General features: G+C 62.7%; 22 protein-coding genes and 1 riboswitch. Of the genes, 2 read left to right on the top strand and 20 right to left on the bottom strand.

Going from position 1 to position 21,222, the window contains the following annotated elements:
- Nucleotides 1-24 precede the first annotated feature (24 nt).
- Entirely contained in the window at nt 25-441 is a 417-nt protein-coding gene (gene hisI / locus LDN90_RS08860) for a phosphoribosyl-AMP cyclohydrolase (protein ID WP_216923208.1), read from the bottom strand.
- A gap of 89 nt (nt 442-530) precedes the next feature.
- On the opposite strand from hisI, the gene LDN90_RS08855 reads away from it, so the two are divergent.
- The gene (locus LDN90_RS08855) at nt 531-1,175 is read left to right on the top strand and encodes a TIGR03085 family metal-binding protein (protein WP_216923805.1); all 645 of its coding nucleotides are present in this window, start codon (nt 531-533) and stop codon (nt 1,173-1,175) included.
- Nucleotides 1,176-1,206: 31 nt separating this feature from the next.
- Here the strand turns inward: LDN90_RS08855 and LDN90_RS08850 are convergent, their stop codons facing one another.
- The 18 genes from LDN90_RS08850 to LDN90_RS08765 all read right to left on the bottom strand — a co-directional run bounded on the left by LDN90_RS08850 (nt 1,207) and on the right by LDN90_RS08765 (nt 18,641).
- Nucleotides 1,207-2,271 carry an IS110 family transposase gene (locus LDN90_RS08850; protein ID WP_216927813.1) on the bottom strand — a complete coding sequence of 355 codons (1,065 nt, stop codon included), beginning with the start codon at nt 2,269-2,271 and terminating at the stop codon, nt 1,207-1,209.
- A gap of 368 nt (nt 2,272-2,639) precedes the next feature.
- Nucleotides 2,640-3,416 carry an imidazole glycerol phosphate synthase subunit HisF gene (hisF, locus tag LDN90_RS08845; protein ID WP_223948698.1) on the bottom strand — a complete coding sequence of 259 codons (777 nt, stop codon included), beginning with the start codon at nt 3,414-3,416 and terminating at the stop codon, nt 2,640-2,642.
- Between the two features lie 66 nt (nt 3,417-3,482).
- The gene (gene hisG / locus LDN90_RS08840) at nt 3,483-4,343 is read right to left on the bottom strand and encodes an ATP phosphoribosyltransferase (RefSeq protein WP_216923204.1); all 861 of its coding nucleotides are present in this window, start codon (nt 4,341-4,343) and stop codon (nt 3,483-3,485) included.
- Between the two features lie 84 nt (nt 4,344-4,427).
- Nucleotides 4,428-4,691, bottom strand: coding sequence for a phosphoribosyl-ATP diphosphatase (locus tag LDN90_RS08835; protein ID WP_223948697.1), 264 nt, complete (start codon nt 4,689-4,691; stop codon nt 4,428-4,430).
- 132 nt (nt 4,692-4,823) lie between these two features.
- Nucleotides 4,824-5,309: a 6,7-dimethyl-8-ribityllumazine synthase gene (ribH, locus tag LDN90_RS08830; protein ID WP_223948696.1), complete on the bottom strand. Its 486-nt coding sequence runs from the start codon at nt 5,307-5,309 to the stop codon at nt 4,824-4,826.
- Nucleotides 5,310-5,327: 18 nt separating this feature from the next.
- A complete protein-coding gene (gene ribA / locus LDN90_RS08825; RefSeq protein ID WP_223948695.1) occupies nt 5,328-6,032 on the bottom strand; it encodes a GTP cyclohydrolase II in 705 nt (234 codons plus the stop codon).
- A complete protein-coding gene (ribB, locus tag LDN90_RS08820; RefSeq protein ID WP_223948694.1) occupies nt 6,029-6,724 on the bottom strand; it encodes a 3,4-dihydroxy-2-butanone-4-phosphate synthase in 696 nt (231 codons plus the stop codon). Before ribB ends, ribA begins: the two co-directional genes overlap by 4 nt.
- The gene (locus tag LDN90_RS08815; RefSeq protein WP_223948693.1) at nt 6,721-7,422 is read right to left on the bottom strand and encodes a riboflavin synthase; all 702 of its coding nucleotides are present in this window, start codon (nt 7,420-7,422) and stop codon (nt 6,721-6,723) included. The genes ribB and LDN90_RS08815 overlap by 4 nt, the downstream gene beginning before the upstream one ends.
- On the bottom strand, nt 7,422-8,513 hold the full coding sequence (gene ribD, locus LDN90_RS08810; RefSeq protein ID WP_223949269.1) for a bifunctional diaminohydroxyphosphoribosylaminopyrimidine deaminase/5-amino-6-(5-phosphoribosylamino)uracil reductase RibD: 1,092 nt from the start codon (nt 8,511-8,513) through the stop codon (nt 7,422-7,424). The genes LDN90_RS08815 and ribD overlap by 1 nt, the downstream gene beginning before the upstream one ends.
- 41 nt (nt 8,514-8,554) lie before the next feature.
- Nucleotides 8,555-9,247 carry a nicotinamide riboside transporter PnuC gene (pnuC, locus tag LDN90_RS08805; protein ID WP_223948692.1) on the bottom strand — a complete coding sequence of 231 codons (693 nt, stop codon included), beginning with the start codon at nt 9,245-9,247 and terminating at the stop codon, nt 8,555-8,557.
- Between the two features lie 87 nt (nt 9,248-9,334).
- A riboswitch (FMN riboswitch) is annotated at nt 9,335-9,488 on the bottom strand.
- 77 nt (nt 9,489-9,565) lie between these two features.
- A complete protein-coding gene (gene rpe / locus LDN90_RS08800) occupies nt 9,566-10,252 on the bottom strand; it encodes a ribulose-phosphate 3-epimerase (protein WP_223948691.1) in 687 nt (228 codons plus the stop codon).
- A gap of 86 nt (nt 10,253-10,338) precedes the next feature.
- Nucleotides 10,339-11,889 carry a transcription antitermination factor NusB gene (locus tag LDN90_RS08795; RefSeq protein WP_223948690.1) on the bottom strand — a complete coding sequence of 517 codons (1,551 nt, stop codon included), beginning with the start codon at nt 11,887-11,889 and terminating at the stop codon, nt 10,339-10,341.
- The gene (fmt, locus tag LDN90_RS08790; RefSeq protein ID WP_223948689.1) at nt 11,886-12,806 is read right to left on the bottom strand and encodes a methionyl-tRNA formyltransferase; all 921 of its coding nucleotides are present in this window, start codon (nt 12,804-12,806) and stop codon (nt 11,886-11,888) included. Before fmt ends, LDN90_RS08795 begins: the two co-directional genes overlap by 4 nt.
- Nucleotides 12,803-13,375, bottom strand: a complete 573-nt coding sequence (def, locus tag LDN90_RS08785; protein ID WP_223948688.1) for a peptide deformylase — start codon at nt 13,373-13,375, stop codon at nt 12,803-12,805. Before def ends, fmt begins: the two co-directional genes overlap by 4 nt.
- 50 nt (nt 13,376-13,425) lie before the next feature.
- The gene (locus tag LDN90_RS08780; protein WP_223948687.1) at nt 13,426-14,358 is read right to left on the bottom strand and encodes a cytochrome; all 933 of its coding nucleotides are present in this window, start codon (nt 14,356-14,358) and stop codon (nt 13,426-13,428) included.
- A gap of 37 nt (nt 14,359-14,395) precedes the next feature.
- Nucleotides 14,396-14,575, bottom strand: a complete 180-nt coding sequence (locus LDN90_RS08775; RefSeq protein ID WP_223948686.1) for a hypothetical protein — start codon at nt 14,573-14,575, stop codon at nt 14,396-14,398.
- A gap of 254 nt (nt 14,576-14,829) precedes the next feature.
- Nucleotides 14,830-16,311, bottom strand: a complete 1,482-nt coding sequence (locus LDN90_RS08770; RefSeq protein ID WP_223948685.1) for a SpaH/EbpB family LPXTG-anchored major pilin — start codon at nt 16,309-16,311, stop codon at nt 14,830-14,832.
- Between the two features lie 104 nt (nt 16,312-16,415).
- Complete coding sequence (locus tag LDN90_RS08765) at nt 16,416-18,641, bottom strand: GEVED domain-containing protein (protein WP_223948684.1); 2,226 nt, start codon at nt 18,639-18,641, stop codon at nt 16,416-16,418.
- 715 nt (nt 18,642-19,356) lie between these two features.
- Here LDN90_RS08765 and LDN90_RS08760 point away from each other — a divergent pair.
- Nucleotides 19,357-19,857 (top strand): hypothetical protein, encoded by a 501-nt coding sequence (locus tag LDN90_RS08760; RefSeq protein ID WP_223948683.1) that lies wholly within the window; start codon nt 19,357-19,359, stop codon nt 19,855-19,857.
- A 56-nt stretch (nt 19,858-19,913) separates the two neighbouring features.
- Here the strand turns inward: LDN90_RS08760 and LDN90_RS08755 are convergent, their stop codons facing one another.
- On the bottom strand, nt 19,914-20,729 hold the full coding sequence (locus LDN90_RS08755) for an IclR family transcriptional regulator (RefSeq protein ID WP_223948682.1): 816 nt from the start codon (nt 20,727-20,729) through the stop codon (nt 19,914-19,916).
- Between the last annotated feature and the right edge of the window lie 493 nt (nt 20,730-21,222).

Genomic DNA, 21,222 nt, shown 5'->3' with positions numbered 1-21,222 from the left:
GCGTCAGGGAAACTAGGGGATGCCTTAATCGCGGTGGCCCGTTACGACCGAAAGGTCGCGCCCGTCGAAGCAGGTCCGGGTACCGGTGTGGCAGGCTGCGCCGATCTGGTCCACACGGACCAGGAGGGCATCGCCGTCGCAGTCAAGGGCGACTGACTTCACGAACTGTACGTGCCCGGAAGTGTCGCCCTTACGCCAGTATTCCTGGCGGGAACGCGAGTAGAAGGTCACTCGTCCCGTGGTCATGGTGCGGCGGAGTGCCTCGTCATCCATCCAGCCCAGCATGAGGACCTCGTGGGTATCGTGCTGCTGGATGATGGCGGCTACAAGGCCTGCGGAGTCGCGTTTAAGGGCACTGGCGATCTCCTGCGGCAGGGTGTCCGCGGGGTCGCTGGAGAGCTCCACGGCGGGAGATGGACTGGGGGCGGACTGCTCTGACATCAGATCAAGTCTAGTGCCTTTGATGGGAGCCGTATTCTGCGGCGGTTCCACTGCGCAACCTTGCCCTGATCGTGCTAGTTTCACAAGTGATGCATTTCGTCGATCCTTCCCGAGAAGTACTGGCCGAAACCCTGCTGGCGGCCGGACCTGACTCCCCCACGCTCTGCCAAGGGTGGCTCACCCGGGATCTTGCGGCGCACCTTTACCTGCGCGAGCGCAAAGCGGCCGTGGGCATTGGCCTCCTGATCCCCAGCCTCGGCAAGGCTTCGGACAAAGCGACGGCCAAACTTGCCGCCAAGCTCAAGACCACTGACGACTACGCGGAACTCGTCAAAACGTTCCGCGCAGGTCCCCCAGCCCTTTCCCCTTTGAAGATCAAGGCGCTGGACGAAACGTCGAATCTCATTGAATATTTTGTCCACACCGAGGACATCCGCCGCGCAGGCGACCGTTGGGCGCCCCGGGCCCTTGACGAAGCGTACTCGGATGCATTGTGGGATGAACTGATCAAGCGGGCGGCTTTTCTTTACCGCGGCGTGGACCTCGGCATCGTTCTGGTACGGCCTTCGGGTCCCCGGCACGTGGCCAAACGCGCTCCAGTGTCGGTAGCGATTGTCGGCGAGCCCGGCGAGCTGCTGATGCATGCCCACGGGCGCACAAGCCAAGCCCTCGTCACCTTCGAAGGCCAGCCGGACGCCGTCGCGCTTCTGCAAACCGCAGACATCGGCCTTTAAACCACCCAACGCGGGGATCCTTCTATGGTTGTCAAGGGTGGCGTGGGTCCGTGTTTGTGGCGTTAAGGGTTCGGTAGGTCCGTCGGGCGAGATAGCGTTTCACGCACCGGCGGATCTCCTTTTTGGTTCGTCCTTCGGCTTGTCGTTTGTGGACGTATCCGATGGTGGCCGGGTCGAAGGTCATTCTGCTCAGGGCGACCATGTGCAGGGCTTTGTTCAGGGTTCTGTCGCCGCCGCGGTTGAGTCTGTGCCGGACGGTGTTGCCGGAGGACGCCGGAATCGGGTTGACCCCGGCTAGGGACGCGAAGGCTGCTTCTGAGCGGATCCGTCCGTGGTGGGACCAGGCGGTAAGGCAGATGGCGGCAGTGACGGGACCGAAGCCTGGTTCCTGCAGGAGCGGGGCGGCTTCGCTTATTTGGACCAGTTCTGTGATTTGGCGGTTGTTGGTTTTGATGTCCGCGTCGAGCTCGCTGATGCGTTTGGCTAGCCGGACCCCTTCGGACCGGGCGACGGTCAGTGCCAGTGGTTCCTCCCGGGAACGCCACCGGGACGCCTCGGCGATCTGTGCTCCGGTCAGGGGTTTGCGGGCATCCAGGCCGAGGTCGTTTACGCGCAGGAGGGCGGTCAAGGCGTTGACCGCCCGGGTACGGTCGGTGGTCATGGCTTCCCGTGCGCAGACCAGGACCCGCAAGGCGGCGCGGACCCCTTCGTTCAGCCGTGGCTGGCGCAGCTGCTGCTCATCCAAGGGCAGAACGGCTGCGGCGATCCGGTGCGCGTCGAGCGGATCGGATTTACCGGTTCCCTGACGTGCATCCATGCGCGCGGCTTCGGCGACCTCGTAGCCGGCGGCGCCGACCGCGCCGGCCAACAGGGCGCCGTAGGACGCGGCTCCTTCAACGACCCATAAGGCAGCCAGGTCAGCGCCGGTGTGGCGCGCGACCCAGGCGATGGCACGGTTGATGCCTGCCCCGGTGGTCGGGAAGGCCCGGGTGGCAATCAATTCACCGGTGCCTGCGGTGATGATGGCGTAGACATGGTTTTTGGCGTGCGTGTCGACGCCGACGACAAAAGGACGGGAATGCGCGACGATAGTCATGGCGGTTCTGGCGTCTTCCTCTATTCGCGGATGTGGTCAGGGCCGTAAAACGGCCGGTACCGGTCCCGGGTAGAGGTCACTTCGGAACAACACTGTGACGAGTCACGCCTGAGGGCGGACAACCTTCTGATCAAGTTACCGAGGTGGGCCGGGCGGTACCGGCCGCTCCACCCCGCGGACGGACAGATCCCACTCAAAGGCACCCTCTACAGGGCCAGTCACTTACAGAGTCACACCCGCGAGGCAGAACGACTACTACCACTCTGCCAGCCAGTCCCAGACCAGCCACCCCAATCCTCACAGTCACTTACGGCCCATCATCCGTGCGGTGATGGGCCCTAAGTGACCCCGCGTTGCTTTTGGCGGAGCTACCGGACTTCGAAGCCAGCCTCGCGAATAGCCGCTTTGACTTGGGCGATCATGTCATCCGGACCGAAGTGGAACACCGAAGCTGCCAGCACGGCATCGGCTCCGGCTTCCACGGCTGGAGGGAAATGCTCAGGCTTACCGGCACCACCGGAGGCGATGATGGGAATGTTGACGGCCCCGCGGACAAGGCGGATCAGTTCAAGGTCGAATCCGTCCTTGGTACCGTCCGCGTCGATCGAGTTCAGCAGGATTTCTCCCACACCCCGGTCCGCGGCTTCCTTGGCCCAGGCGATGGCGTCGATTCCCGTCCCGGTCCTGCCACCGTGGGTGGTGACTTCAAAACCGGACGACGTCGGGGCGTCGCCTTCGCGGGTTCGGCGTGCATCCACGGAGAGCACCAGGACCTGGGAGCCGAAGTGGCGCGTGATTTCATCGATGACCTCAGGCCGGGCCACAGCGGCGGTGTTGATCGATGCCTTGTCAGCGCCGAAGCGCAGGAGCTTATCGACCTCCGCCACGCCCCGGACGCCGCCACCCACGGTCAGAGGGATAAAGACTTCCTCGGCCGTGCGGCGAACAACATCGAACGTGGTTTCACGGTTGCCCGATGATGCTGTGACATCCAGGAACGTCAGTTCATCCGCACCGCCATTGTCGTAGCGGTGGGCAAGTTCCACTGGGTCTCCGGCGTCCCTCAGGCCCTCGAAGTTGACGCCTTTGACCACGCGGCCGGCATCGACGTCCAGGCAAGGAATGACGCGTACGGCTACAGCCATGTGCTGCTCCTTAATTCTGCTGTGCGCTGCTCAGGAATTCTGCGGTTCGCTGCTCAGGCGATCCGGTCAGATACGGCAGGCGTGGATGCTGCTGACCAGGATGGCGCGGGCGCCAAGATCGTACAGCTCATCCATGATGCGGTTGGTTTCCTTCTTGGGGACCATGGAACGCACGGCCACCCATTCCGAATCCCGCAGCGGGGAGACGGTGGGCGATTCAAGGCCGGGGGTGAGCGCAGCAGCGTCCTCCACCAGGTCCTTGCGGATGTCGTAATCCATCAGCACGTACTGCCGCGCCACAAGGACGCCCTGCAGGCGACGGATGAGGACGTCGATTTCCTTGGCCGTGCCATTCGCGGCACCACCGGGACCTGTGCGCTTGATCAGCACGGCCTCGGACTTAAGAATGGGATCGCCGAAGATTTCCATTCCGGCTGCCTTGAGGGTGTTGCCCGTCTCCACGACATCGGCGATGGCGTCCGCGACGCCGAGTCGCACTGATGACTCGACGGCGCCGTCCAGCCGGACCACCTTGGCGTTCACGCCCCGATCCGCGAGGTAATCGCGCAGGAGCCCGTCGTAGCTGGTGGCGAGGCGCTTGCCTTCGAGCTGTTCGACGCCGGTGAAGTCACCTACGGGGCCGGCGAAACGGAAGGTAGAAGGGGCAAAGCCCAAGGGAAGCAGTTCTTCGGCTTCCACCTTTGCGTCCAGCAGGAGGTCGCGTCCGGTGATTCCGACGTCCAGGGTTCCCTGGCCCACATACACCGCGATGTCGCGGGGGCGCAGGAAGAAGAACTCAATGTCATTGTCGGGATCGACCATGACCAGTTCGCGGGTGTCGCGGCGCTGGCGGTAGCCGGCCTCGGACAACATTGCAGAGGCGGCTTCTGACAGGGATCCCTTGTTGGGGACTGCTACACGGAGCATGGGGAGACTTTCTGTTTGGAATGGAGGTTTTCAGGCACTTCGGCCACGCAGCTGGCTCCGCTTATTGAAGACGGAGTGGCGTGGCTAGAGATGCTTGTAAACGTCTTCCAGGCTGAGGCCCTTGGCGAGCATGAGGACCTGCAGGTGGTACAGCAACTGGGAGATTTCCTCGGCAGCGGCGTCATCGGATTCGTACTCGGCGGCCATCCAGACTTCGGCGGCCTCTTCGACCACTTTCTTACCGATGCCATGGATTCCGGAGTCCAGTTCGGCAACCGTACGCGAGCCTGCCGGGCGGGTCGCTGCTTTCTCACTCAGTTCTGCGAACAGCGTCTCGAAATTCTTCACGCCCTACAGACTACTTGCTTAGGGGCTGGCACCGCTTGTTGGGGCGTTGCATGACGAAGGGGATGTGAGTGAAGACACACCCACATCCCCTTCAACGCCTGCTGACCCAGTGTCAGCTGTACCGCTTCAGTGTCAGCTGTACTGCTTCAGCGTCACTGCCGTGGCAAGGGCCGCGGTGACTGCCTCGTGCCCCTTGTCTTCGTTGGAACCCGGGAGGCCTGCGCGGTCCAAGCCCTGTTGCTCCGTATCGCAGGTCAGGACGCCGAACCCGACCGGAACGCCGGTGCGGACGCTGACATCGGTGAGTCCCGACGTCGCGGCCTGGCATACGTACTCGAAGTGCGGCGTTCCGCCGCGGATAACAACACCGAGGGCCACGACGGCGTCGAAGTGCGGTGCGAGCCGGGCCGCGGCAACCGGGAGTTCGAAGCTGCCAGGGACGCGCAGCAGGGTGGGCTCGGCGATGCCGGCTTCCTTGGCCGCGCGAAGTGCACCATCAACCAGTCCATCCATGATCTGGGTATGCCAGCTCGCTGCCACAATGGCGAGCTTGAGCTGCGAGGTTTCCTCGGGCTTAAGGGTGGTGAGGTCGATAGTGGGTGCGCCGTGTCCGCTCATTGTTTGCTGGGATTCCGTTCAGTCTTGTTCGTTGTCAAAGGGGCTTCGGGATGGGGTCTTTCCGTTGCCGACAGACTCGGTTTCGAGCGTCAGACGGTGATCCATCCGGTCTTTCTTGGTCTGCAGGTAGCGAAGATTCTGTTCACGCGAAGGAACCTCGGTGGGAACCATTTCCACCACTGAGACGCCGGCCTGGGCCAGGCGGTTCTGCTTGTCCGGATTGTTGCTGAGCAGCCGAACCTCATGCAGGCCCATCTCGGCCAGGATCTGACCCGCGGCGCTGTAAGAGCGCGCGTCTACCGGCAAGCCAAGCTGTTCGTTGGCCTCAACCGTGTCGAAACCGGCTTCCTGCAGCGCGTAGGCCTTGATTTTGTTGGCCAAACCAATGCCGCGCCCTTCCTGGCCCCGCAAGTACAGGAGCGTCCCACCTTCAGCGTGGATGAGCTCCAAGGCAAAGGCCAATTGCTCGCCGCAATCGCAACGATAGGATCCGAAGACGTCGCCGGTGAGGCATTCGGAATGCAGGCGAACCAGTGGTGCCTGGCCATCCTTGGGCGGGTTGGGGGAACTGACGGCAAGATGTTCCACGCCCGTGACGTGATCCGTCCAAGCCTGGGCTACAAAGTCCCCAAAGGCGGTGGGCAGCTGGACAATCGGGCCGCCGCTCACCGGGTGGGGTGTGGGCTCGGTGTCGTCGCTGCTGCGCGTTGTCGATGCGGTCATCGCTTCTCCTCGTCTGCCACTGAAACGTGTGCCGTCTGGGACTCTACCGCGTCAACGTATGCCACCAGATCCTCAATGGAGATAAGGGGGCATCCGTGTTCCGCGGCGAAATCGCGCAGGCTGTCCAAGCGCATCATTTCACCATCGTCATGTACCAACTCAGCGATCACACCCACCGGAGCAAGTCCGGCAAGCCGACACAGATCCACGGCTGCTTCCGTGTGTCCCGGGCGTTCACGCACTCCTCCCTTAACCGCCCGCAGCGGGAAAATATGCCCGGGGCGGGTGATCGAGGACGGAGTGCTCTGCGGATCGGCGAGGATCCGGGCCGTCAATGCGCGGTCCGTGGCCGAAATACCGGTGCTCACTCCGATGGCGGCATCGCAGGAAACAGTGTAGGCAGTGCCTTTGGCGTCCTCATTGACTGCCACCATGGGCGGCAGCGCCAGGGCATCCGCACGTTCCGCTTCAAGCGGAACGCATATGACGCCCGATGAATACCGGATGGTCCACCCCATAAGGGCGGGAGTGGCATGTTCGGCAGCGAAAATGATGTCGCCTTCGTTCTCGCGGTCTTCATTGTCCACAACGATGACCGCGTGGCCGGCAGCCATCGCCGCGATTGCAGCTTCCACGGGATCCAGGCCTGTACGACCCGTCGCTGTCGAGATCGTCTTGGTCGGGGTGCTCATCGCGCAGCCTCCTGGTTTCCGGACGTTTCCGCGCTGGCCGCTTCCACGTTGGCCGTTTCCTCGCTGGCGCGGTGCGCCGGGGAGCCCTGCGGAGCGAAGGACAGGAGCCTCTCGGTGTACTTGGCAAGTACATCCACTTCCAGGTTCACCCGTGCACCAACAGGCTTCGCCCCCAGGCCTGTCTCCTCAAGAGTCGTAGGGATGAGGCCTACTTCGAACCAAGGCGACGCTTCAGCTGCGGCGCTCACGGCCGTCACGGTCAGTGAAACACCGTCGACGGCGATCGACCCCTTCTCGGCGATGTACCGTGCCAGCGGCCCCGGAACGGCAAACCGCAAACGGTCCCAGTTGCCCAGCGGTTCACGTTCCAGCAGCTCACCCACGCCGTCAACGTGGCCTTGGACCACGTGGCCGTCGAGGCGCCCACCAGCAGGGACGCACCGCTCAAGGTTTACGGTATCGCCCGCGGCCAATTCGCCGATGGTGGTTCGGACCAGGGTCTCCCCCATGACGTCGACGCTGAAATCCTGGCCGTCAATCCGGGTTGCGGTGAGGCAGACTCCATTGACTGCGATGGAGCCTCCCAAGGCTAGGCCCTCGGTGCTGGTCGGGGCTTTCAGCCGCAACGTCGCGCTGGCATCGCCGTCGCGGTCAATACCCAGGACGGTGCCCTGTTCGGCAACGATTCCGGTAAACATCAGTGTCCTCCTGTGACGTATTCCGCAGCTTCACTGCGCGGAATGGAATTCTTGGTTGTGCTGGCCGCTGGTGTAGTGGCCGCTGATCTCATTGACCGCAAGTGCAGCCGAAGGTCGTTGCCGAGGTTCTGTACAGCCCCGCCACCGGCATCGTCCCAGGCCCAGTGTTGGGCATCGGCCAACGTGGTAATGCCGAGGTCGTTCAGCGCAGGCGTTCCGGATCCTAAAAGGGTCGGAGCTAGATAGACGATCAGTTCGTCCACCAATCCAGCAGCAAGGAACGTACTGAGGATGCTGGAGCCGCCCTCCACCATGACGTGCCGGACGCCTTGGTGGAACAGTTGGCTGAGCGCTTCCGCCGGATCCCTGGTTTTGAGGTGAACAAAAAGGCCGTCGGTTCCGCGTACCGCCGCATCTTCGGGAACATCCCTCAAACCCATGACGGCGCGGAGTGGCTGGCGCTCAGCCAGGCTGCCGTCGGATGCCCGGGCCGTCAGACGGGGGTCGTCGATAAGTACCGTGCCAGTGCCCACCAGGATGGCATCGATGAGGCCACGCAATCCGTGATTGTCCGCGAGGGACTCGGGACTGGAGATCCACTGGCTGGTACCGTCCACTGCGGCGATGCGGCTGTCCAGCGTCTGGGCAATGTGCAACGTGACGAACGGACGTTTGGTTGCGACGGCGTCAAACCATTCTCTGTTGAGATTAAGCGCTTGGTCGGCGGCGAGCCCGGATTCGACGTCGACTCCCGCTGCTTGCAGGGTACGGGCGCCGCCCGCTGCGGGATCGTGGGGATCATCGACGGCGTAAATCACCTTGGAGATCCCAGCCTCAATGATGGCCTGTGCGCAGGGACCGGTGCGGCCCACGTGGTTGCAGGGCTCCAGGGTGACCACCATGGTGGTTCCTGCGAGATCCACGCCCTGACGGCGTGCCTCAAGAATGGCATCTGCCTCGGCGTGGGCTGTGCCGGCTCCCCGATGGTAGCCAACGGCGAGCTGTTCTCCACCGGGACTGAGTACAACGGCGCCCACCAACGGGTTGGCTCCACGCGGCCCGCCCAAGGCCGCTGCCAGGGCCACATCCATGGCCGCAGTCTCGGCGGTATTGAAAAATTCTGGATTCAGAGTCACGGAGCGACTCCTACAACAGCAGGAGCGGTGGCGGTCGTGGCACGTTCGCGCTTCTCTGCCCGCCACCACACGAAGAAACCGGTCAGCGTAAAGAATCCATAGAAGAGATACATGACGGCACTGGCGTAGTACCCGGCGCTGAAGAGCAAGGGAACGCCGACTATGTCAACGGCTACCCAGATGAGCCAGAACTCCGTCCATCCCCGGGCCATACCGTAGGTGGCCAGCAGGGACCCTGTGAATGTCCAAGCATCAGCCCATACGGGCGGGTAGGAACCCAGCGCATCGAAGAGGGGTGTCAGGGCGGCCGTTCCAGCCACCATTGCCGCAAGGAGGGCGATGCGGACTTTGTTACTGGCCCAGCCCGGGACGATTGCGCGTCCCTGGGTGCTGCCTTGGCGGCCTTGCTGCCAGCGGTACCAGCCGTAGACGGCGACGGCTATGAACATGATCTGCCGTGCGGCCTGTCCCCATAGGGTTGCGGGGGCGGCTGCACCGAAAACGTTGCCAAGGAAGACCGTGAGCAGGAGGATATTCCCCACGATGCCGACAGGCCACGCCCAGACTTTGCGGCGCATTCCGCCGAGGGCGCTGGCGAGCCCAAAGATGTTGCCAAGCACTTCGCGTAAAACAAGCGCAGATCCTCCAACGGGAATCTGTGCTTCGAAGAGCCATCGCAGAAAGTCCATGCCGTTCCTTCCCAGTAAGCCGCGATGGCTCCGGGGGTGTACGACAGCGCACTGCGCGGCGTCCCTCAGGACGCACACAGCATGACTGTACGTGCTTCTCCCATCCAGACTTTAACTGTCGGTACCGGAATTCCACCGGTTCAACCGTTTGCCGGCGGTCTCCAATTACTTGGATCCCAAGGCGCGCGGGTCGCGGACTATAACCGCCGGTTCGGACTTACACCGACCCCGGAGCACGTATGTGTGTTGCTATTCTGCCACAACTGCGGAGATGCCTGAGCTATTCCCCGCAATCTTCGTAACATCTGATGACGGTCGTCACGGGTTCGCCGAGCCGCCCGCCATTGCGGCCTTGGACCCGGCCGCACGGAGCCGATCGATTGCCGCGGCAGGGTCTTCATCCCCGTACACAGCTGAGCCTGCCACGAAGACGTTTGCGCCCGCTTCAGCTGCGCGAAGGATGGTTTCCTCAGTAATCCCGCCATCCACCTGAATGGCCACGCCGATTCCGGATCCGTCAATGGCTGCGCGGGCGCGGCGGATCTTGGGCAAGGTGATGTCCAGGAAGGACTGGCCGCCAAAGCCCGGCTCAACGGTCATGATCAGGAGCATGTCCAGTTCGCTGAGCATGTCCAAATACGGCTCAACCGGAGTGGCGGGCCGCAATGCCATACCCGCTTTTGAGCCTCGCGCCCTCAGCTCACGGGCAAGCTTGACGGGCGCCATGGCAGCCTCGGCATGAAACGTCACCGAGGCAAGGCCAGCGTCCGCATAGGCAGGTGCCCACCTGTCAGCATCTGAAATCATCAGGTGTGCGTCCAAGGGCACCGGGCTGACGGCTTGGATCCGCTGTACCACCGGCAGGCCAAGCGTCAGGTTGGGAACGAAGTGGTTGTCCATGACATCCACGTGCACGGCATCGGCATTGCCGATGCGCCGCAGCTCCGCCTCAAGATTGACGAAATCTGCGGACAGGATGCTCGGGTTGATACAGCACTGAGACAAGGCAGCCCCTTTGGGTCAGTTGTTTTATCGATTGTGGTCAAACGAGGGTCGGCTAGGTCTTTTTGGGAGCTGGGACTTTTGCTGAGCTAGGGCTTTTTGCGGATGAGCGCCATGAACATGGCATCCGTGTGGTGCACGTGCGGCCAAAGCTGGGCCGTTAGCTCGTGCCCGGCCCCCAGGCCTCCGGTGAGGCTGACAGCGTCCAGCGCCTGACCGGCGTCGAGCATCTCAAGGTCATCACGCTTTCCCACGACGTCACCCACAACGGCCGTGGTTTCCGCCGGGTGCGGTGAGCACGTCACGTATGCCACCACCCCACCGGGCTTGACGGCATCGATGGCTGACGTCAGCAGTTCACGCTGCAGCGGACCGAGGTCCGCGATGTCCTTGGGTGCCCGGCGCCACCGCGATTCGGGACGCCTGCGCAAGGCACCAAGACCACTGCAGGGGACGTCCACCAATACACGGTCAAAGGATTCGGGCTGTTCGCCGCCAAGCTCCCGTCCATCACCGGTCCGCACCGTCCAGGATTCGCCAGGCACCGCAGACAGCGCCTGCTGGACCAGCTTGGCGCGGTGCGGGGCGGGCTCGTTGGCCACCAAGGTGGCACCATCGCGGTGAGCCAACGCGGCAAGCAACGCAGCTTTACCTCCCGGACCTGCGCACAAGTCCAGCCAGCGCTCTCCGTCCCGGGCAGGGGCACCGAGATCGACGCTTGCAACGGCGCGGGCTACGAGTTGTGAGCCAACATCCTGAACGCGGGTTGTGCCCTTCCGGACGGACTCGAGCCGGCCAAGGTCGCCACCGGCCGACAACGCGGAGTCCTCTACCAGCTCTCCGGCTGTAGCCCCATTCTCGAAAGCTTCATCAAGGTTCCCCAGCCCTGGCAGAGCCACCAGGTTAACCACAGGCGCGGCGTTGTCTGCCTCCAGCAGGGCGTCAATCTCGGTTTTGGATCTCCCATGGTTCACCAGCGACTGGCGCAGTGCGCGGACGATCCATTCCGGGTGGGCGTGACGCAGCGCAGCAATCCTGGTCTCGTCAGTCTCCTGCTCCAGCAGGATGTCCAGCCACTCAACCAGGGTGTGCGCGGTGACCTTTCGCAGGACGGCGTTGATGAGCGCCGACGGCCCGGCGCCGATGACTGCGCGGGCCAGGCCCACGGTTTGATCCAGCGCAGCATGGGCGGGAACGCGCATGGAAAGCAGCTGATGTGCGCCGATGCGTAGGGCATCCAGAATCGCCGGATCGAGTTGCTCGAGGGGCCGGTCCACGCAGCGGGCCAGTATGGCATCGTAGGTGCCCTGTCCGCGCAAGGCACCGTAGCTCAGCTCGGTTGCAAAACCGGCGTCGCGGCGGTCCAGCCGGTGTTCCCGGATTCTGGCGGGAAGGACAAGATTCGCGTACGCGTCTTCCGAAGCGACGGCACGGAGGACTTCGTAAGCTACCAAGCGCGCAGGATCAGCACGCCGCGTGCGTTGGGATGGAGCGTTATTGGAGTAGCCCCTCTGGGGGCCCCTGTTTCGTTCCCTGCCCTGGGCATTGCGCTTGCTCTCGCTGCGGCCTCCACGATTGGCGTGCCCGCCACCGTCCCGGCTCCCGCTGTTGTTGGGGCCTCGCCGGCCGGACTCGCTCATTGAAATACCACTTTCTCAGGTGCAGCCAAGCCGCGGGCCCAGTCGGCCGGCGACATCATCTTTTTGCCGGCGGGTTGAATCCGCCCCAATTCCACTGCATGGGAACCGGTGCCTACCAGCACTGATTTTCCATCCACGCGGATGGCTCCGGGAGCAATGTCCTTGACGTCGGGCCGGAGCCCCACGGGTTCAAGCTTGATCCGTTGACCCCCCAGCGTTGTCCAGGCGCCGGGCTCGGGCGTAACGCCACGCGCCCTTCGATTCAGGGCAAGGGCCGGCTGCTGCCAGTCCAGCCGTCCGTCCTCGAGCGACAGTTTGGGGGCCAGGGAAACCTCGCCGGTCTGCGGCTGCGGTGCCGCCTGACCGGCGTCAATGGCGGACAGCGTCTGGCTGAGCAGGACGGCCCCACTCAGTGAGAGACGCTCCAGAAGATCGCCAGCAGTGTCATCCGGCCGCAGGGTTTCGGTTAGCGTGCCAAAAACGGGCCCGGTATCCAGCCCTTCTTCCAGTTGGAAGGTAGCCGCCCCAGTGACGTCGTCCCCTGCGATGATGGAGCGCTGCACGGGAGCGGCGCCACGCCACGCGGGCAGAAGCGAGAAGTGGAGATTGACCCAGCCATGCCGCGGAACGCCCAGGGCAGCCCGAGGCACGATCCCTCCATAAGCAACGATGGCGGCTACATCTGGAGCAATTTCAGCAATTCGAGCCGTAGTGTCAGCATCCACCTTGGCAGCGCGAATGACCTCGATACCAAGTTCTTCTGCTCGGGCGGCAACCGGTGAGGGTGTGAGGACACGTTTGCGTCCCAACGGTGCGTCCGGGCGGGTCAGGACTGCAACGACGTCGAACCCGGCCTTCACCAAGGCGTCCAAGGATGGGACGGCGACTGCCGGAGTTCCTGCAAAGAGGACCCTCACTCGGGAGCCCCGAAACTGCCGCCACCAAAGCTGGAACCAACAGAGCTTGCCCGCTTGGATGTGGTCTGCTCAGTCACAGCGTGGTAGTTGGCGTTTCGGATGGCGCGCAGCGCGGCTTTTCGGTCTTCGCCCTCAAGCCTGTCTGTATAGAGGACGCCGTCCAGGTGATCATTCTCGTGCTGGAAGCAACGTGCCAACATACCTTCGGCCTCAACCTGGACAGGATTGCCATTGAGATCCACACCCGTGGCGCGCGTTGCGCGGCGACGGCGCACGGGGAAACCAAGGCCTGGTATGGAGAGGCAGCCCTCAACTTCGTCCGGTTGGAAGTCTTCACTGTTTTCCAGGACGGGGTTAATGATGTGTCCCTCTTCACCACCAATGCGATAGGTGAAGACGCGCTTACTGACGCCCACCTGGGGAGCGGCAAGGCCAGCTCCTTCCACGTCCTCCATGGTTTCCATCATGTCTGCTACCAGCTTGGCGAGCTCCGGACCGAATTCAGTGACGGGATCGGCTACGGTGCGCAACACCGGATCCCCAATGATTCGGATACTCAAAATTGCCATCTGCTGTCAGTCCTCACGATCGTCACACTCTGGTCCGGCTGTTGCGGAGCCTAAGCCAGTTTAGTTGAGTGCAGGCTGCTGCCGCTGTCCCTGGCCCCAGCGCCTGCCGGCACCAGCGACGCGGACTCCACTGACGGTGACACGAACGACGGCGGCGGGACGGGCATGAGTGCCTGCCCAGCCGCAGTTACATCGGCTGACATCTCCCAGACGCGCCTCAATGCACAGAACTTCCACCAATGATGCTTAAGGACGTCCGGGTTGGCTCGTTGAGGCCTAACTTCCGTTTCTCCGATGGCGACGGCAAGCAGCATGGGATTCTGACCAAACTTCCACGGCTCCCACTCCCCCGCTACCGGGTCCACGAGGCTTTCTTCTGCCTTCATCCCGGCCACGAGCTGCATCACGACTTTGTCATCGAGGGCCTTGACCGTGCCATCGCGGGTGGTGCCCTTGGTCTTGTAATCGATCAGGCAGATGCGCCCGTTAATCCGCGCAACGAGGTCCAGCGTGCCGGCATAGCCAACCGTCTTGTTCCAGACAGTGATTTCCGGAGCCAGCGGCTCCACCCTGTACAGCTCCCACCATTCGTCAAAGCGGGCTGCAAAGGCCTGCTCACCGTGGGAGGCAAGCTCATCGCGGCATTCCTGCATCCGATGCGGACGCCCCAGCGCGCGCAAGGCTACCTGCTCGCAGTAATTGTGGACGCGATCGCCTCTTGCCGCAGCCTGGTCCCTGTAGGCCTCAGCTGCTTTGGAGGCCTTGTTGACCGCCTGCCGGATCTTTGCAGGGCTGCCAAGCAAGGCTGGAAGTTCGGGATCTGCGGCCAAGCTGCTTGCTCCCATATAACTGAACCAACCGTCCAGAGAGTGCGCCTGCTGCCCTATCACCGTGGTGATGGAGGGGACAGAGAATTGCTCTGTTGTGGAGCGGGCGTACATACGTCCGTAGTCGGTAGCGTGGGCAAGAAGCGGAGCTGTCATATAAAGACTCTGACACAGAGCACCGACAGAATTCCCCTCAGCTGCCAGGCGTGCCTGTCCTGGCAGCGCCAATCCAACCTTCGGTGGGCCGTTCCCCAAAAATCATGGCCGCTTGTTCAGCCGGCAGGCGGGCGAGCTTTGCCGCAAGGATGGGTGACGTTGTGGCCAGCTCTTCGAAATCGGGTTTGACGTCTTCGGCGTCCTTTGATTCCTCCATGCTGTTGCTGTGCAAAGGAAGACAGGTTCGTGACGCCGCTCTGGGCTCTGACAGTCCCACGGCAGGGCAGCAGTTGACCATCACCCAAGCTGCGGCAGTTATGCACGGCGTGCAGGGGAATGCAAGTGGGGAAGAGCGCGTGGTTGGCGTTCTTCCCCACTTGGGGTTGCTGCGGGGGCCGCGGGTAGTGGCGCCCGTAGTGTTGTGTACCGGTTGGTGGTGTTTACCGGTGGTGGTGCTGGTTGGTGTTGGTGTTAGTTGTTGCTGGTGCGGCGGTTGCGGAGGAACATCAGGGCTGCGCCGGCGACGAGGAGGGCACCGGCTGCGTAGAGGATGCCGGTTCCGACGCCACCGGTCAGGGGCAGTTCGAAGCCGCTGTTGGAGGGGATGTTCTTTACTTCCAGGTCGATCCCGACCGTGGTGGTGGTGCTGTTGATCAGGAAGGACACCGGCTCGGCGAGCAGTTCATAGCCTGTCGGGGCGGTGGTTTCCACGAGGTAGTACGTGCGGTAGTCGGGGCTTCCGGGTGCCACGGCGGCGCCGTTGGCCCAGTCGGAGTACCGCAGTCCCGAGATCGTGAGGGTGCCGTCAGCGGCGACGGTGAAGACCGTCTGGCCGTTGAGGTCTACAGGGTTCGTTCCAGCCTGTGCGTCGGCTTCGTTGGTGTAGACGGAGAACGCGGCACCGGCCAGGGCTGCACCGTTTTCGTTGACTTTCTGCAGGGTCATTTCGCCCCACTTGGTCACGACCGGGGGCGTGACCGTCGGGCCGCCGGGCTCGCGCGGTGCGATGGTGAAGCTGGCAGCGTTCGGGTAGACGAGGGCTTCGTTTTCGATTTCACCGATGGTGTTGACCGTGGTGTTCACGATGACCTGCACGCGGGTGTCGGTGTGTGCTGCCAGTTTGGCAAGACCGGCGTCGGTGAAGATGACCGAGACGGTGTTGGTGGCGGCGTCGAAGGTCACGGTGTAGTCCGTGCCCTCGGTGAGGGGGGTGCCGTCAACGAGGGTCGCGGACGCGCCGATGTAGGTCAGTTTCTGGTCCAGGACGTCCACGATCTTGTAACCATCGATGGCGGTTTCGTTGGGGATGTCACCGGTGATGGTGAAGTCGATCTGGTCCCCGAGCTTGACGTCCGGGGCGTCCGTGACGGTCTTTTCAGCACCCGTGATGGAGTTCTTCGGGTAGACGTGGACGTCGTAGATCCAGTTGTCTTTGTTATCCGGGTCCGTCAACGGCACGGAGACCAGGAACGGGGCCGAGGGTGTCACACCGGCGGGGTAGTTCGTTTCCGTCACCAGGTACAGGCCCACCGGCAGTCCGGTGAAACCGGCGGTCCCGGCAGTATCGGTGGTCTTCGCCTGGGCGGTGCCCAGGGTGTACCCGGCGCCGATGATCGAGGCTTCGGCGTTGGCCGGGTCGAAGATGCTGGAGAGGTTGTGCGCCGCGTCCCAGCCTGCGTTGGTGGACAGGTCAATGGTGTTGACCTGCTCGATGGTGAACTCGATCCCGGCCAACGGTGTCAGGTCGGTGGTGTCCACGGACGTGCCGTTGTTCGGCAGGCCCGTGGGGGTGGCGGGGCGTTCGAACTTGTGGACCGTGATGGAACCGGTCGTGTCCCCGTCAACCAGGGGCGCGGCCGAAGCCGGGGCCACGGAGAAGGACATTGCCAACACCGCCCCGGCGATCGTGGCGGCGGCGGTCTTCCAAAGCCGCCCGGAATTGTGATGACTCACTGTGTTTTCCTCTTTCATAGTGATGGTGCTGATGCTCGGAAATGAACATGTGGTACCGCGGCCGCGCAGGATTGCTGTGACCGCGGAGATCTGGATGGACTGCCCTAGATGGACTGTTGCCTCCGGCGGCCCTGTATTGCCACGGCCAGGGCGCCCAGCAGCAGGGCTGATCCTGCGGTGGTGAACGGCCACCAGCCGATGCCGCCGGACTCCGGAAGCTTCAGGGCCGGCACGTCCCGGACCGTGAGGAGGTAGATCCCGTCACCGTCTGCATCCGTGGAGCTCACTACCCCGCCACCGGAGCCCTGCCCCGCGGAGCCCTGCCCCAGTGAGCCCTGTCCCAGGGTCACGGCGCCGTTGGTGGCGATGGTGAACTGGACCGGTTCGGCAAGGAGGCTGAAGCCAGCCGGGGCAGCGGTTTCTTCGAGCCAGTACGTTCCGGGCTGGATTCCTTCAATCTGGAACCGGCCGGTTTGTCCCGTCACGGCGGTGACGGCCGGGCTGGCCAGGACAGCTCCCGGCGCGCCGCCGCTATCGGCGTGTACCGCCCAGGCGGAGCCGGCCATCGGGACCCACGTACCGCCGGAGGACTCCCCGGTCTTCTCGATCAGTACTTTCGCGGGCGTCCGGTGGGTGGTGGTGCAATCAGGACCCGGCGCCCCGCCGGAGCTTGGTGCACAGGTCAGCGGTGGGGTCGTGGTGGAAGTGCCCGTCACCACGTTCACCAGCTGCGCGTTCCACGCACCGGCGTTGACCACCACGCTGTACGTCAACGTGGCCGTCTGCCCGGCCGGCAAGGTAAACGCCTGCGTGCTCAACAGGGTGGACGGCGCCACCGGATTCGCCACAACAACCGGTGATCCCGTTCCAATTGTCAGGGTCGCGGAACCAGGCACGAACGTCGCATCATCGAGCACGTTGCCCAGGTCATCCTTCAAAACAACTCCCGCGATGGATCCGCTGGTGCTGGTTGCGGTGACGGTGTACACGATGGTTTGGCCCGGGCTGACGGACTGGTTGGCGGGAACTGTCCCGTTGACGGTCGCCGTCTTCTTGACGGTCCAGGCAGGCGGCGCTGTTACTTGGGCATCGTCTGTTGCGGTGACCGGAGTGCCCAGTGGTGGGTTGCCCGTGACTTTTGCCGTATTTGTCAGCAGGCCGGTAGTGACGTCGGTTTGGGTGACCACATACGTGGCAGTGGCTGTCACGGACTGGCCCGGCAAAAGGATGCCCGGAAGGCCGGGCCAGCTATACGAGAGCGCCGACATCGTGCCGCTGCCGGAGAACTGCGTCTCGGTGATGACCACGCCGGACAAGGTCACGTTTCCCGTGTTCTTCGCCACGAACGTATACGTGGCCGTTTCACCGGCCACCAAGGTGGTCTTGTTCACCGTCTTGACCAAGGTGATGGCCGGAGCGGCGGCAGGAGCAACGGTGAAGATGTAGTCTTCCACTTCCCCGGAACTGGATGCACCGATCGGGACCAGGACCTGGGCGGTGGTGTAACCGATCCGGAACCGCGCATACGTCGTCCCTGCCATCACCCCGGTAGGGACAACCCAGGTCAGCGTGGCGGTCGTGGCGCCGGCGGCGAACGCGGCACAGGCCCGCTCAGCAGTGTTGTCGAACAACCCGTTCTTGTTCAGATCAATCCACCCGCAGGTGGTACCGGGCTTGCTGGCGCCACTGATGGCCACGGTCGTGGAGTAGCTGGTAGCACCCAGTGACATCGGTGCCAGGACCACGCCGTCGTCCATCTGGTCCAGCAACGCCGTGGCACCCGCGTTCGGCGATGCCGTGCCGTTGGCCACCGTCGCGTTGTCCTCGGTGACATTCGCGCCCAATGTCACATCCGAAAGATCCGCCCGCGCCGCGTTGCCCTGATCGTAGGAAGCAGGCGCGTCACCGAAATCCTGCGGGACCGTCATCGCCATGACGAAGTTGTCCGCGTTATGGTTTGGATCTTCGGGGTCGTTGATCGTGTATGGCGGAAGTGCGCTGGTGGTCTGGACGAAGATCGCGCTGATATCGAACGTCAACGAGGTCACAATGCCATTGATACGGACCGATCCACAGGCCGCAGTCGCTTGGGCATTCACGGGCTGAGGATTGTCCGTTTGGGTGGTCGTCTCGCACCGAGTGCCCGCGTTGTCGTTAGTGGCCGTAATGGCATTTCCCGACACGCTAAGGTTCCCGCCCGAGAGCTTAGTCATGGTCAAACCCGTGGTTGCGAGATTCAACACGGCGTGGAGCTGGGACTGGCGGTCGACAGGTCCTTTCTTGTTTTCGTACCAAGTCACGTTTCCACCGATGCCAGTGATGTTGAGCACAGGATTCCTCACGGGCTGGCTAAACGCGATCGTGACCGTCCCCAAGCCGCTGCAGGGACCGGTTGCCGCGCAGTTATTGACCGCGTTCGTTGCGAATTCAACAGCCGGGGCCCCGGTCCCTATGTTTTGTGAGAAATCAGAGGCCACAAATCCACGGCTGCCCATCGTTGACTGCCCCACGAGGTCAGTCAGTCCGGATTGATCGTAGGTGGCCGTAAGACCGGATCCTGGCATCGTCAAAATAGCCGCTCCGCCGGTAACGTCTGCCTGGTTGGTTGCTACTTCGTAGGCGTGAGCTGATGGACTTAGGCGGAGCACCCCCATTGAAAGTGCGCCACAAACGACCACTAATACGGCGACGAAGGCTGTTATTTTCCCAAGCAGATACTTCAAGGGATTCTCTCCAATGAACAGTGACCGACAGACCCCACAGCCGACGGCCAAACATATGTTGCGGAGACTGACCGGTTGCGTCCGGCAAGGTCGGTCTCCAGTCAAAGGAGTGCGGGAATGGAAAAGTTCATGTCGCAGAAATCGAAAAACTCTTTGCGGGAAAGCTCTCGGGGCTCCTACAGGGAAGGAGGCGGGCCGGAGCTAGGACCTTGGATTCAGCAAGGGGAAGGATCCGCTCTGGCTGACCTTCATTGGCCCCTTCGTCGCGAGTTCTCAACCGACTGGGCGTGACAACTTCATCAATTGCGCGCAGGCTGGTCCGATGGGGGAAATGGAGCATGGTCAAGCCGATGGGCAGCGGGGCGAGGCACGGTCGGCGTCGGTCGCCGTTGCGGTCCTCTATGTAGCCAGGGTCGTTACTTGTCTCATGATCATCGGCGGGCTCGGCCTGGCTATCTGGATGTACGTGTGGCTCCGGGAAGTGATCGCGACGTACCCAGCCCAGCCTGACAATGACGTAACACGCGGGTTCTTCATCGGCATGGCCGGCGGCCTTGGAATAGCGGGACTCTCCGTCCTGGCTCTTGTGGGATTGAGCCGCGGAAGGCGCTGGGGCGGCATTGTTGATGTGCTCCAGTGGGTTGTCATTTGGCTCCCCTTCTGGTTTGGCCTTCAACAGTTCTCAGCTGATGCCTTCGCAATCTCCACGGCCGTATCCGTGGTGGGTTCGCTGGTCGGCGTGCTGGCATTCGTTGTACGCGGAGACCATGGTGATTCAACCCCGGCAGAACTGGCAGCGATGCCGCGTTGCAGTCCTACGTGACTGGCGGCTCCCAGTTCGGCCCTACCTGAGATTGCGCCTGTCACCATCGTGTTCATCTAGGTAACAGGCCGGAATCCCATGTTCTCGCTGATTTTCAGGCCTGCCCACTTCAGCTCCTCAATCAGCTCGGGAAGTTCGTCGGGTTTGAACCTGAAGGACGGGCCCGAAATACTTACGGCCCCGATGACAGTTCCGTGGTGGCCTCGGACGGGAACGGCAATGCCATTAAGGCCGTCCTCGAGTTCACCATGCACCGTCGCATAGCCAGCTTTCGCCACCAGGTCAAGTTGCTTCTCCAGCTCAGGCCGAGAAGTTATTGTCTGCTTTGTCACCGCAGGCATACCCACTTCATGGAGCGTGCGGTCGCGCTCTTCCATGGACAGTGAGGCCAGAAAGACCTTCCCACTGGAAGTGGCGTGAATCGGCGTCAGTAGGCCCATCCAGTTCTTGGCGCCCAACGTGGATGGCCCGAACGCCTCGTCGATGTTAACCACATGGCTGGAGCTCAAAACCGCCAGGTTTACGGTTTCCCCGAATTTAGCGGCGAGGGCTTCCAGGATGGGCCGCGCCTCCCTGGCCAGGTCAAGCCGCATAGGGATCGAATTGGCCAGGTGCAGAATGCCAAGCCCGAGCTGGTATTTCCCCCTCCCGCTGCTCTGTGCCATTCCTTGTACTTCCAAGGCACGGAGAAGCCGGGAAATAGTTGATTTGTGGACTCCCATTTCTTCGGCGACTTCCGTGACGCCGGCGCTACCGTTGCGCGCCAGAATTTTGAGAACCGTGATCGCGCGCTCAACTGATTGAAGACTTCCCCCGTGAAGATCCCCCTGGGCATTTGTGTCTGCGTCACCGTCACGTACTGGAATTGCCATGACTTCATGGTCTCACCGCGTTCAAGATCCGCGGCGCATTAAGTGACCTTCTGGTACCTGCCTGAGGCGGCAGGAGTCGTTTTTGTTGCTGGCCGCGGACTAACCGCGAGTCTCGTGTCGCTCTAAAAGAAACACTCCCCTCACTTCCTCGAAAACCTTGACCTACGCCGTGATCGGCGCCACACTGATTTTAGAAGTTGCGGAGAGCGCAACTTCGTACATATAGCGAACAGGCGGTCGATCGACCTATCGGTCGCTGCAACCGCCGAATTGTTACCGGAGCGCCGGCCGAAGACCAAAGATGCCTACCGGCGTCGGGTCCTGCCGGAACTCCCTGTCACACCGGTCCATGATTGCCAGTTACGGCGACCTTGCGCTGTCCGAGCGAACTATGGACTGGCCACCTGCTCCGCGATGAAGCGAACGAAAGGTTGCCGCCGTCCGCCATGTTCTTGGACCTCGCGCCCTCTTTACCTGGCGAACGAGGACCGGC

Origin of the sequence: Arthrobacter sp. NtRootA1 (genome assembly GCF_019976975.1) — a bacterium.
Lineage (GTDB): Bacteria > Actinomycetota > Actinomycetes > Actinomycetales > Micrococcaceae > Arthrobacter > Arthrobacter aromaticivorans.
Note: the sequence above shows the minus strand (reverse complement) of the source record. Positions and strands in the feature narration are given on the sequence as shown.